Annotated in this window: 14 protein-coding genes; 2 read left to right on the top strand and 12 right to left on the bottom strand. The window is 44.5% G+C overall.

The genetic code is table 11. The annotated features are described in order from the left end of the window. The first annotated feature begins 6 nt into the window (after nucleotides 1-6). Nucleotides 7-972 (top strand): 3-hydroxyacyl-CoA dehydrogenase NAD-binding domain-containing protein, encoded by a 966-nt coding sequence (locus EPH95_RS16485; RefSeq protein ID WP_227003958.1) that lies wholly within the window; start codon nucleotides 7-9, stop codon nucleotides 970-972. Beyond that, nucleotides 962-1,438 carry a thioesterase family protein gene (locus EPH95_RS16480; RefSeq protein ID WP_142091079.1) on the top strand — a complete coding sequence of 159 codons (477 nt, stop codon included), beginning with the start codon at nucleotides 962-964 and terminating at the stop codon, nucleotides 1,436-1,438. The genes EPH95_RS16485 and EPH95_RS16480 overlap by 11 nt, the downstream gene beginning before the upstream one ends. Nucleotides 1,439-1,947: 509 nt before the next feature. Here EPH95_RS16480 and EPH95_RS16475 read toward each other — a convergent pair. From EPH95_RS16475 to EPH95_RS16425, 12 genes are all read right to left on the bottom strand, one after another. Further along, a complete protein-coding gene (locus tag EPH95_RS16475) occupies nucleotides 1,948-3,099 on the bottom strand; it encodes an acyl-CoA dehydrogenase family protein (RefSeq protein ID WP_142091078.1) in 1,152 nt (383 codons plus the stop codon). Between the two features lie 32 nt (nucleotides 3,100-3,131). Further along, the gene (locus EPH95_RS16470) at nucleotides 3,132-3,899 is read right to left on the bottom strand and encodes a 3-hydroxyacyl-CoA dehydrogenase (protein WP_142091077.1); all 768 of its coding nucleotides are present in this window, start codon (nucleotides 3,897-3,899) and stop codon (nucleotides 3,132-3,134) included. A gap of 29 nt (nucleotides 3,900-3,928) precedes the next feature. Beyond that, complete coding sequence (locus tag EPH95_RS16465; protein WP_142091076.1) at nucleotides 3,929-5,080, bottom strand: thiolase family protein; 1,152 nt, start codon at nucleotides 5,078-5,080, stop codon at nucleotides 3,929-3,931. Between the two features lie 219 nt (nucleotides 5,081-5,299). Beyond that, nucleotides 5,300-6,115 (bottom strand): zinc transporter ZupT, encoded by an 816-nt coding sequence (zupT, locus tag EPH95_RS16460; RefSeq protein WP_142091075.1) that lies wholly within the window; start codon nucleotides 6,113-6,115, stop codon nucleotides 5,300-5,302. A 271-nt stretch (nucleotides 6,116-6,386) separates the two neighbouring features. Beyond that, nucleotides 6,387-6,593: a hypothetical protein gene (locus tag EPH95_RS16455; RefSeq protein WP_142091074.1), complete on the bottom strand. Its 207-nt coding sequence runs from the start codon at nucleotides 6,591-6,593 to the stop codon at nucleotides 6,387-6,389. 106 nt (nucleotides 6,594-6,699) lie between these two features. After that, a complete protein-coding gene (locus EPH95_RS16450; RefSeq protein WP_142091073.1) occupies nucleotides 6,700-7,599 on the bottom strand; it encodes a macrolide 2'-phosphotransferase in 900 nt (299 codons plus the stop codon). Between the two features lie 43 nt (nucleotides 7,600-7,642). Then, nucleotides 7,643-8,467, bottom strand: a complete 825-nt coding sequence (locus EPH95_RS16445; RefSeq protein ID WP_142091072.1) for an AraC family transcriptional regulator — start codon at nucleotides 8,465-8,467, stop codon at nucleotides 7,643-7,645. A 98-nt stretch (nucleotides 8,468-8,565) separates the two neighbouring features. After that, nucleotides 8,566-10,146, bottom strand: coding sequence for a Vga family ABC-F type ribosomal protection protein (locus EPH95_RS16440; RefSeq protein ID WP_142091071.1), 1,581 nt, complete (start codon nucleotides 10,144-10,146; stop codon nucleotides 8,566-8,568). A 662-nt stretch (nucleotides 10,147-10,808) separates the two neighbouring features. Next, nucleotides 10,809-11,474, bottom strand: a complete 666-nt coding sequence (rpiA, locus tag EPH95_RS16435) for a ribose-5-phosphate isomerase RpiA (RefSeq protein ID WP_142091070.1) — start codon at nucleotides 11,472-11,474, stop codon at nucleotides 10,809-10,811. A 13-nt stretch (nucleotides 11,475-11,487) separates the two neighbouring features. Further along, entirely contained in the window at nucleotides 11,488-12,039 is a 552-nt protein-coding gene (hxlB, locus tag EPH95_RS16430; protein ID WP_142091069.1) for a 6-phospho-3-hexuloisomerase, read from the bottom strand. Continuing rightward, nucleotides 12,026-12,229, bottom strand: a complete 204-nt coding sequence (locus EPH95_RS19330) for a beta/alpha barrel domain-containing protein (RefSeq protein WP_227003957.1) — start codon at nucleotides 12,227-12,229, stop codon at nucleotides 12,026-12,028. The genes hxlB and EPH95_RS19330 overlap by 14 nt, the downstream gene beginning before the upstream one ends. Then, complete coding sequence (locus EPH95_RS16425) at nucleotides 12,226-12,660, bottom strand: orotidine 5'-phosphate decarboxylase / HUMPS family protein (RefSeq protein WP_227003956.1); 435 nt, start codon at nucleotides 12,658-12,660, stop codon at nucleotides 12,226-12,228. Before EPH95_RS16425 ends, EPH95_RS19330 begins: the two co-directional genes overlap by 4 nt. Between the last annotated feature and the right edge of the window lie 14 nt (nucleotides 12,661-12,674).

Genomic DNA, 12,674 nt, shown 5'->3' with positions numbered 1-12,674 from the left:
ATGTCCATGCCACAAAAAACAATAGCGGTCATTGGTACAGGAGTAATTGGGAATGGCTGGATTGCCCGATTTCTGGCCAACGGCCATCAAGTCACCGCGTTCGATCCCGCTCCCGGTGCGCAGGAAAAAACGGAAGCATTCTTGCATGCTGTTTGGCCGACCCTAGCCACGTATGGGATGGCTGAAGATGCTTCCATGGAGCATCTATCCTTTGCAAAAACGCTGGAAGAAGCAGTTCAACACGTGGACCTCGTTCAAGAAAATGTTCCTGAACGGGAGGATGTGAAAACAGAAGTTCTTTCTCAAGTGGATGCGACCGCTCCCGCGACGGCCGTTATCGCTTCCAGCACTTCAGGGTATAAGCCTTCTGTTCTGCAGAAAGATTGTACATTGCATCCGGAACGAGTTATCGTCGCGCATCCATTCAATCCTGTTTATTTAATCCCGCTCGTGGAATTGGCCAAGGGAGAAAAAACGGATCCTTCGATGGTAGAAAAAGCACGCGGGATTTATGACGGGCTCAACATGAAACCACTCGTCATGTCCGGAGAAATTGACGGGCATATTGGCGATCGGTTAATGGAAGCCATTTGGAGAGAAAGCCTTCATATCGTAAATGATGGCGCGGCGACAACGGAAGAGGTGGATAAAGCGATTGTTTACGGGCCTGGCTTACGCTGGGCACTCATGGGTCCGTTCTTAACGCTTCATCTTGCAGGAGGAAACCAAGGGATGGCACATATGTTGGAGCAGTTTGGCCCTGCCCTTAAACTTCCGTGGACACGCTTGGTCGCTCCCGAACTAACGGAAGAATTAAGCCAAAAAGTCATCAAAGGAACAGAGGATCAAAGTGGCGAACGTACCGTCCAGGAGATGGAGCACAGACGTGACCGTTTCCTGATCAAACTTATGCAATTGCTGGAAGAAGAAGGCTTCTGGCCATCGGAAAGGTTGGTGCGTCATGACAGTTAAGGAACTTGATATTTGGGAAGGTGAAGTACCGGCGGAATGGGTCGATTACAACGGTCACATGAATGATGCTGCCTACGCGACCGTTTTTAGCACTAGTTTAAATGCGCTTATGACACGTATTGGACTTAATGAGACAGGACGAACAAAACATGATTACACAATCTTTACGTTGGAGGCGCACTTGAAGTACCTGGCGGAAGCGCACAAAGGACAAGTGCTCCGTGTGCAAGTCACCCTCCTTGATGTTGATGCCAAACGCATGCACGTATGGTTTACCATGAAAAACGAACAAGATGAGGCAGTAGCTACAAGCGAACAAATGGTGATGGGCATGGATCAAACGACCGGCAAACCCGCACCGTTCCCCGACCAAGTATATGAGACCATTTTAGAGCTTCCCCGTCTCGAAAAAAACCAATGGCCCGAAGCAGCAAACAAGCCAATGGGCATTCGAAGGAAAAAATAAAGGTATTAATCAAGGAACCATCGTTCTGTTTTCAGCCATTACGCCGTTTTCAGATCGTTGGAGCGCGTCTATCGTTCTAGTTACAGTCATCACTTCGATTTTAGATCGTTAGAACGCTTCTATCGATCTGTTTTCGACCATCTCCTTGAGTTTAGATCGATAGAGCGCATCTCTCTTTCTACTTTCAATGAAAATAACGCGAAAACCGTACCCCTCAGAGTGGGAACCCATCCTCTTGAGGTACGATAACGCGAATATCGTACCCCTCAGACTAAATAGCCATCCTTTTGAGGGACGACCACAACATCATTTCTAGGCTCCATAATTGAATTCGGCCAAAAATCCGATGACACCCTTGCACCAGCCGCCTTGAGAGAAGAATTTCTGATCTAGATCACTAGCGCAGAATGGCTGAAATAAGTAATCACATGAAAACATAACGTCTTGGTGACCAACCGATGTGAATTTTCCACCTTTTACCGATACCTCAGCAAACGCATACTCCCCTATCAAAGCCCAATATTTTTCGCGATAATATTTTTCATGATTTCATTTGAACCGGCGTAAATTGAGCCGACGGCCACATCGCGGTATCGTCTCGCGATTTCATATTCTTCCATGTAGCCGTACCCGCCGTACAACTGCATACATTCTGTGGCGACTTTTTGCGCCAAATCCGTCGTCCACCACTTGGCCATCGAGACTTCGTTGACCATTTCCTCTCCGCCCATATGTTTCGCGATGAGCTGGTCAATAAACGTACGGCCAATCTTAGCTTCTGTCGCCATTTCTGCCATTTTGAATTGTGTATTTTGGAACTTGCCAATCGGCTGGCCGAAGGCGGTTCGCTGTTGGACGTAATCCATCGTTTGCTCCAACATTCTCTCTACCCCGACGATTGCTCCGATGGCGACGACAAGCCGTTCCTGTTGCAACTGATCCATGAGATAATAAAAGCCTTTATTTTCCTCGCCTAAGAGATTTTCTGCAGGAACATACGCATCTTCAAAAATAAGCTCTGATGTATCTTGGGAATGCTGCCCCACTTTTTCCAACTGTTTTCCTTTTGAGAATCCAGCGGTGCCTGCTTCCACAACAATAAGGCTAATGCCTTTATGCCCTGGTTGAGCCTTCGGATCCGTTTTGCAAACGACAACGACGAGGTCGGACTGGACACCGTTAGTAATAAACGTCTTTTCCCCATTCAAAATGTAATGATTGCCGTCTTTAACAGCTGTTGTTTTCACAGCAGCCAGATCTGAACCCACTCCCGGTTCCGTCATAGCGATCGCGGAAATCATTTCTCCACTAATCGCTTTCGGAAGCCAACGCTGTTTTTGCTCCTCGCTTCCATAAGCTTCAATATAAGGCATGACAATATCATTATGGAGACCGACGCCGATCAATCCTGTACCGACCTTTTCAAGCTCTTCATTAATGATCACTGAATACCCGAAATCCGTATTTAAACCTCCGTATCCCTCCTCCACTTGCGGACACAAAAAGCCTTGTTCCCCCAATTTCCGCCAGAAATCACGGGGGACGCATTTTTCTTTTTCCCATTCTTCAAAATGGGGTACCGCTTCTTTTTGTAAAAATTTCTGTAACGATTGCCGAAAAATATCATGTTCTTCTTGCAAATAAGGGTGGGACTGACTCATAGTAATGTGCCTCCAATCTTTTTACGCGAGCATTATTTGGGTTGCATACGGATGGCCCCATCGAGGCGGATCACTTCCCCATTGAGCATCGGATTCTCTATGATGCTTTCGGCCAGTTGCGCGTATTCTTTCACGTCCCCAAGGCGTTGTGGAAACGGTGTCATTTCTCCCAATGCTTTTCTCGCTTTATCCGGCAACCCGGCAAAGAGCGGGGTATCAAAGAGCCCTGGTGCAATCGTCATCACGCGAATGCCGTTCCGGGAAAGATCCCTTGCGATCGGCAATGTCATCCCGACGATCCCGCCTTTCGAAGCACTGTAAGCAGCCTGGCCGATTTGCCCTTCATATGCGGCAACGGAAGCGGTATTTATGATCACGCCACGCTCTCCTTCATCATTCGCTTCATTTTCAGCCATTTTTTCCGCTGCCAAGCGAATGACATTGAACGAGCCAATTAGATTCACTTGAATGACCTTTGAAAAAGAACCAAGGTCATGCGGCCCTTTTTTGCTGACGGTTTTCTCCGCGGCTCCTATCCCCGCGCAATTAACCGCCATATCAATCTGGCCAAAAGCTTCAACCGCCTGGTCCACCGCGTTTTGCACACTCTCTTCACTGGTTACATCCGTCTTGATAAATCGAACTTGTTCGCCGAGTTCTTCTGCCACACGCATTCCTTTTTCCTCTTGCACGTCAAAAATTGCTGCATTTCCGCCCTGAGAGACAATTTTTCTTACCGCCGCTTCGCCAAGCCCGGAGACACCTCCGGTAACAATAGCTGTTGCTCCTTTTATTTGCATAGGATAGAACTCCTTTTTAATAGGTTAAATCAATCCAAACGTTCAATAATAGTGGCGTTGGCCATCCCGTGCCCTTCACACATGGTTTGCAAACCGTAACGCAAACCGCTACGCTCCATTTCATGCAGCATCGTGCACATTAAACGAGTGCCGCTTGCCCCTAACGGGTGCCCAAGCGCGATTGCTCCACCATTCACGTTTAATTTTTTCGGATCGGCGCCGGTGTCACGGAGCCACGCTAGCGGCACAGACGCGAATGCTTCGTTCACTTCAAAAAGATCGATGTCTTCTAGTTTTAATCCTGCTTTTTTCAACACTTTCGCCGTCGCCGGAATCGGAGCCGTCAACATCAAGGTAGGGTCATCGCCGACAACGGATCGCGCCACGACGCGAAAGCGCGGCTTCAATCCAAGCGCTTCTGCTTTTTCACGAGACATGAGCAACACAGCCGACGCCCCGTCGCTAATTTGGCTCGCGTTCCCGGGGGTTATTTTTCCGTCTTCTTTAAATGCAGGCGTCAAACTGCCAAGTTTTTCAATGCTAGTATCCGCCCGCGGTCCCTCGTCTTCATTTATTGTCGTTGCTGTCCCGTCCGGGAGCGTAACATCGAGGGGCATAATCTCCCGCTCAAACCTTCCTTCTTTCTGTGCTGCCACTGCTTTTTCGTGGCTTTCTAGAGAAAATTCATCCAATTGCTCACGGCTAAATTCCCATTTGTCCGCAATTCGATCGGCGGATAAGCCCTGGTTAATCATTTCATAGCGGGAAGTCAATTGCTCGCTGAATGGGCTTCCTTTCATATTGGAACCCATCGGCACCCGTGACATGTTCTCGATTCCACCCGCCACAACTGCATCCATATCGCCGCTTAAAATGGCCTGAGAAGCAAAATGCAGCGCTTGTTGGCTTGATCCACATTGGCGGTCAATGGTCGTTCCCGGTACTTGAATCGGATAATCGGCCATTAAAGCGGCCATTCGCGCGACGTCAAATGCTTGCTCCCCGACTTGAGACACACATCCGTAAATGACATCTTCAAAGTTATTCGGCGCAATGCCAGTGCGTCTCACGATTTCTTTTAACGGTTCTGCGGCAATTTCATCCGCCCGCACGCCACTCAATCCGCCCTTCCGTTTTCCGACCGGGGTTCTTACAGCCTCCACAATTACAGCTTCTTTCATTTCGTCCGCTCCCTCTTTGTTATGGATTAAAAGAATCAATGCAACGGCTCCATACTGAGCGCTCAGTCAGTTTTCGGGAAAAATTTCTGAATTCTGCAATTCTAGCATATTACAACGGTGTCTTTATTTCAACGTATAAGTAAGCCTTTTCATAAATTTATTGGTTTTGTGTAAAAAGAAAAACGTCTAACCTCAAGGACAGACGTCTCCCAAAGAAAATCACATGAGAAGCAATAAACTCACCGCCATCACTGCCATTCCCAACACAAATCCATAGATGGAGGAATGTTCCCTGTTGTAAGCTTTGGCAGCAGGGATCAAACTGTCAAGAGAAATGAAGACCATGATACCGGCAACAGATGCAAACACGATGCCAAAAAGGATATCATTTAAAAATGGCATTAAAATTAAAAACGCGACAACGGCGCCAAGGGGCTCCGCCAGTCCTGATAAAAAAGAATATGTGAGTGCTTTTATTCTGCTCCCTGTTGCATAGTAAATCGGCACAGACACCGCGATACCTTCCGGAATATTGTGAATGGCTACCGCTACTGCAATGGCTACACCGAGTGTAGGATCCTGAACCGCGGCAGTAAAGGTGGCAATCCCTTCCGGGAAATTGTGAATCGCAATCGCGAGCGCGGTAAACGTCCCCATTTTCAATAGTTCCGGATGTTTAGCTCTCGCCTTTTGCGGCGATTCCTCCATATCTTCCACTTTTTTCACTTCATGTGGATTGCCTATGTCAGGCACAATTTTATCGATCAAAGCAATTAATATCATCCCGCCGAAAAACCCGATGACGGTCAACCAATTGCCTGCCACTTCCCCCGTAGCATCCACAAGAATTTCCAACGATTCCGGAAAAATCTCCGCGAAAGATACATAAATCATGACGCCTGCAGAAAACCCCATCGCCCATGAAAGGAAGCGGGTATTGGTGGTCGATGTGAAAAATGCAATTAAACTCCCCACTCCGGTTGAAAGTCCGGCAAATAGGGTTAAGGCAAAGGCAAACCACACCTCATCCGGCATAACCCACCCCTCCTTCTTCTATCCTCTTCTATCTGTACGTTATTCACAAGTCGGATATCTATACAATGCTTGATTTTTTCCACTCAAAGTCAAGGATACAATTCCAGTTTTGTCCCATGCAATGTTTACTTTTATTTTTACGTGGAACAAAAAAGAACCGAACACTCACTCCGAGGGGAGGAATAATGGAAAAGCCGGAAAATATCACTATAGAGTCCTGCCAATAGACTGATATCCCTTCTTTTGACGATCCTTCGGGTCATTAGAGTTTTCAATCGTGAGTTGCCCCGAACTTTTCCTCATATAATTCACGGACCCATACCTTTACCGGTGCTTTCCACTGTTGTGAAGGCGAAGGAATGTTTTTCAATAAACTTTTTGGTGTCATGCCCAATTCTTTCGCCATTTGTATGTCAGCCTGATTCAGTCGACATCGTTTTTTGGCTTCTGCCCAAGTGGTTTTCTGTTTTTTTCCCATCGTTATCCTTCCTCTCCATTAGAGCTTTCTGGATCCGAAACGTTCCACAACTTAACGAAAAAGATCCAGAAAGCGTTCCCAAATCCCTTTGTTTATCGAACCCATGTTATTCCGTAACGCCAAGCATTTGCTTCGCCATGTCTTCCATCTCTTTTATCCCGGAGGATTGCGCAAACTCAGCAACACTTATGGCGCTTGTTGTTTCTAATTCGATAATGTGTGCTTTCATATGCGCCCATGTTTGACCACCGGCATTTTCGTACGCATCGATTACCTTTTCTAAACCGGCTTCCCCAAAAATTAAATAGTGCGACACAAAATCTCTTGAAACATCGGTTACAGCTGCTTCTGTCCAATCGATCATACCTGTAATTTTATCGTTTTGATTAATTAAAAGATGCCCGGGATGAACATCCCCATGGCTTAATCCAGTGTGTTCCGGCCAAAATGCATCATTAGAAACCCATTCTTGCCAACGCTCCCAAAGATCTTGATGAACACCAAAGGTGTCTTTTATTTTTTTCATTCTCGAATTCATTGCTTCTCTCGCCTCAGAACCGTTTGGATCTATTGCAATGCCAGATTCTGTCACAATACTTGTCGGTGTTTTGTGAAGATCTGCCAATAGGCGCCCTAACGATTGATGGTAAACGTCAGGGACCTTTTCAACGTCAAAGCTCCAAACATAATTCTGGATCTCAGGATCAATGGTAGCGGCAAGGACACCGGCAAGTTGCTCATACGCGATCAATTCGTTCGTGAAAACCTTCCAGTCAGGCGCTTGAATGGTTGTATAATGATTAACGACGTCTAATACATGCTTTTCTTGCTCTGCGTTTCTCATGGAATCTGTTCTGCGAGGGATTCGTAAAATCCATTTTTTCCCTTCCTCATTCTCGCCATGGGCAACCGTGAAATCAAGGCCGGATTCATTTAATGTTATCGTATCCTCTGTAATGTTCAAACCATGACGTCCCGCCAACTCTTTTACTTCATGTCTATTCATTGTTATATTCTCCCTTGTGCTTTTGCTCGATCCATGACTGACTCTAACTCTTTTTCTTAACAGGGACCCAAATCTCTGTTTTCGATTCCCTTCCTTTCACAAATTCAGGGGCTTCAGCTAATTCATATCCGGATGTCGGGAACCATTCGGTGTATACTCGTTCCCATGTCGTTAATAAGGCCTCTGGCATTTCCCCCATTGCTGTAAATACTGCCCACGTATGAGATGGGATATCCAATTGTTCGAATTCTTCGGGACATGTCTTGGTCGTCACCGTGGCAATATAGTAATCGATGTTTCCATTCTCTTTTGGCAATGAAACATGTAGGATCCCCGAAAATGAGGTATTATCATATGGCTTAACTTTTTCTTCGATCGCTTCAAGATCCTCCCACATTTCTGGATGAAATTCGGTTTCATTAGACGCTATCGTTTCTTTTTTTCCCACGATAGTAAAAGCTTCTTTTTCCACAAACCTGTAATTCATTTCTACATCACCCTTAATCGCAATTTGGAAGGTCATCCGAGGATAAGCTTTTAATGGAACGTTAGAATTTCTGGCTGAACTTGGGGTTACATTGTGCAACGCTTGAAACGCCCTTGAAAAAGAATCCGCTGAATGATAGCCATACTTCACCGCTACATCAAGCACTCTTACATCCCTTTCTTTTAAATCAAAAGCAGCCAAGGTTAAACGCCTTCTACGGACATATTCCGTTAAAGATATACCAGCAATAAACGAAAACATTCGTTTAAAATGGTGTTCAGAAAAGCACGCGATCTTTGCAACCTCTGCATAATTGATCTCATCATCCAAATTATCCTCGATATAGGTTACCGCTGCATTCATCTTTTCAAGCAAATCCAATAGAATGACCTCCCTTCCCCATTAAGAATAACAAGATAACCATTGCAAGATCCGATAAAATCTGTTCAGATTTGCAGGGTGCAATTGGCGGAGTTTTTTTAATCGTTTAATTGTTGCTTTATATCTTCTTTCTGACGCAGCAAGCGCTGAAATTCTTGTTCCAGATCCTCCGATGGCGTGATGCTGAGACGGCTTAATACGTCAGTAATCTTTGTGTCTACTTTCAGCAATTCATCTTGCAGGGGTTCGTATTTTTTCTGCAGTGTCGATCTCATATAAGCTTCATAGGAGCCGTCAAATGAATCGATATTCTTATCACGTATAGCGAAAATTTTCGTCGCCACTTTCTGCAAGAATCTTCGATCGTGTGATACGAAAATGACAGTGCCTGAATACTCAGTAAGCAAAGATTCGAGCGCTTCCAAAGCATCAATGTCCAAATAATTCGTTGGTTCGTCCAGGATCAAGGTGTTGGCATTGCTCACGAATAGCTTGGCAAAAGCAACTTTCACACGTTCTCCACCACTCAAGACGTGAACCGGCTTAAAGACATCTTCTTGAAAAAAACCTAAACGAGCCAGTACTGTCCGTATCAGCGTCTCATCTTGTGACGATGTATAGCCTACGTTAGCTATTATGGAATCTTCCGTTACCAAAACATCCATCATTTGACTGAAGTAGCCAAATGACACCGCGGGCGATACCTGAATGGCCTGCTGTTCATCCATGATCATTCTTAGAAAAGTCGTTTTGCCACTGCCATTGGGGCCAATCAAGGCAATATGATCGCCCCCATTTATGGTAAAATCAAACCCCTCCCATAAAAGGCGTTTTCCTACGGTTCCGGAAACTTGCTCCCCGCGTATGATGATACGGTTCCGAAGAGATTCTTCATTAGTAACCTGCATCTTAATCGGAGGGAGCTCTTTGATTTTTTCCACTTCATCAAGTTGATCAATCCGTGTTTGAATGGATTTCACACCCTGATTTAGTTTCTTTTGCTTTTTGGCAAAATGCGGTTTTGCCCCTGTTATTTTTGCCTCAGAGTTAGAGACATTTTTCGGTTTCTTTGTCGCACGCTGTGCTTTTTGTTCTTTTTGTTGCATCGCTTCTTCTAATTGCTTTTTCTTCTGCACATATTTTTCGTATTCTTTTTCATGATGCTGACGAGCCTCTGCTTTTTGTTGTTCATAATCCGAATAATTCCCTGTAAACGCATGGATCTGTCCATCTTCGATCTCCCATATTTTCGTGCAAAGAGTATCCAAAAAAGCACGGTCATGGGAGACGACAATCAATGCTTCCCGGCGTCGTTGTAGCTGTTGCTCCAATTTTTTCATATGCTCCGTATCGAGATGTGTTGTGGGTTCATCGGCTAACAGTACCTCAGGTGCACGTGCCAACGTTTGATTGATGACAGCTTGGGAAACCTCACCGCCACTTTTTTCTCCCATATGCGGCTTTATCTGTGGGAGAAGCTCAACCGAGGCATTTTTCGTTATCGTACCAGCAGGAGGAATAATGTCTCCGGTCATCATCTGCAACAAGGATGTTTTTCCTGAACCATTGCGGCCGACGAGACCGATACGATCTCCCTGGTGAATCTTTAAGTCATTTGCTTGAAATAACGTTCGATCTTTTACATCAAAGCGGATGTTCTGTAATTGTATAAAGACCAATCAAATCATCTCCATTTCTTTTAAAGATGGAGACTATTCATCGCGCACAAAAATAGCCCCCTATTCAAGACACACGTTCAGAATAGGGGGCTTACCGACACACGAAGGGTGTACAATAAAAAAAGACCAATCCTATTCTGAACCAAGGAAAATGACATGCAAAAGAAACCTTCATTTTGAAGGAGGTTACAGTGCATGCATATCGGTTCTGAAAAAACAGGATTAGTACTTCATGGTCCTACAGTTCACCCTCTTTGTTTTCGTTTGATTACATCTTTATCATATAACCCATTGTAAAGTAAGTCAACATTAGAAAAACCTGGCTTCCATCATAAAGACTTGGGGAAAGCCGTAGTTTTACTTATACTTTAGTTGATTACTAATGTGTAAAAATCCATAACGCATAAAGCAAGCGCGTCTACTTAATAGATGCTATATGGGAGAACCTTTTTTATAGGGCTAAAAACCTGAGGGGTTATGGGTACTCACTATTTCTGCCAATTACCACTTTGAAATAGCATAGATGTATTCTACGATAAAAGTTCAGCCTTTATATTCTTAACTCTATAGATATTAACTTTGGTTAATGGCTTCGATATTATGATCTTTAGAAACTAATCGAATTTCTCTCCTATCAATATTCTGGGCATTCGACAATCATCCTACTTAGCCATCGTTTCTACTTTCTCACCCTTCCCGACAATGACTGTACTTGCCATATTGACGAACAAACCGGTTTCCACAACGCCTACCAGGAGTTTCAAGCTTTGGTTTGTTCGGTAAGGGTCGTTGAGATTTCCAAAAGAACAATCTAAAATATAATTACCATTATCCGTTATGAAACATTTATCGTTATGTTTTCTAATGCGAACCTTACCACCGGTCTTTTCTATACCTGCAGCTGTTAACCTCCATCCATACGGAACAACCTCAACCGGGACGGGCAACCCCAACTGAGCTACATTTTTTTTGTTTTCAATAATAATCAATAGATTTTTGCTTGCGAGTCCAACCATTTTCTCTCTAAAGAGGGAACCTCCGCCACCTTTAATAAGGTTAAAGTTTTCATCAACTTCATTAGCTCCATCAATTGCTACATCCAACTGATCCACTTTCGAAAAATCCGTAAGCGGAATTCCAAGCTTTCGTGCGTATGCTTCTGTTTTTTTAGATGATGGCACACCTTTTATTTTGAGACCACGGCTGATTTCTTCGGCCAGTTTTTCAAGCGTCCAATTCACAGTCGAACCGGAGCCAAGTCCAACGACCATGCCTTCTTCAACATATTTAACCGCTTCTTTTGCTAACCGCTCCTTTTGTTGCTCCATCGAATAACCTACCCTATTCCATATTCGTATGACGTTTACGCATCTTTTCATTACTTTCCTGGTTAAGGTAAACGATCAAAGCATCCAGAAGAATATGCACGCTTTGATCAAATTGATTGCCTAGTGGTTGTATTGTGTCTGGTTCGTTAGTTTTACGATATTTTGTGGCAGCAGGAAGAACAAGTAATTTATCGCTAATTTTTCCAATTTCCGCGTCTCGATTCGTGGTTACAAGCGCTATGCTGGCGTCTTTTTCTCGAGTCTTTTTTGCGAAATCATACGCCGCCACAGATGAGCCTGAACCAGATATCAACACAAGCAAATCCCCGCGCTCAATACTTGGCGTAACTGTCTCTCCGACTACATAAACATGGTATCCCGCGTGCATCAATCGCATCGCGAAGGCTTTCCCCATTAAACCAGAGCGGCCTTCCCCGCTTATAAAAATACGTTTGGCTGTTGTTAACATATTTGCTAAATAATGTAATTGATCTTCCGACACTTTTTCCACTACAGCATGAACTTCCTTAATACAAGACAGAGCTGTTTCTTTATAAAAATCCATTGTGCTTCACCATCCTTTGAAAATGAGCAGCTGTATCACGAGGTTTTTGTGCCCCAGTGATCCCACTCCCTATAATGACCGTTTCCGGTTGATGATTGATGATATTTGGCAGAGTTTCCTCATTAATGCTCCCGGCTACCGCAACTTTCAGATGTTGGTTTCCCTGCAACAGATCAAAGCTATTACTCACCGACCCCCTTCTTTTTGCATATCTTTTCCAAAATGCAAAGATACAAGCGTTGCACCTAAATCAACAATGCGTCTGATCTCTTTGTTTTCTTTAACCCCCAATAGATCAATCATCACCTGTTTATCGAGGTCATGAGCTACCGCAATTGAATCGGTTAGGGTTCGATCAGAAGCAAATGCCATCACTGTGGTGATGTCTGCTCCCGCGTTCAACGCTTGCTCAGTTTCATGTTTACCGGCATCACATGTTTTCATATCCGCAACAACATATTTATGAGGGTAACGATCTTTCATTTCAGTTACGACTCGTATGCCATATTCTTTGATCATGCCCGTGCCAATCTCAATCCAGTCAATGAAATCCACCACTTCCGCAGTGATTTCAAAAGCGTCATTCTCAGATAATCGATCTAATGCGAGTTGTATTTTCACTCATTAGTCCCCCT

This window comes from Salicibibacter halophilus (assembly GCF_006740705.1).
In the GTDB taxonomy this organism is placed as follows: domain Bacteria; phylum Bacillota; class Bacilli; order Bacillales; family Marinococcaceae; genus Salicibibacter; species Salicibibacter halophilus.
The sequence above is the reverse complement of the archived record's forward strand: the minus strand, read 5'-3'. Positions and strand labels throughout refer to the sequence as shown.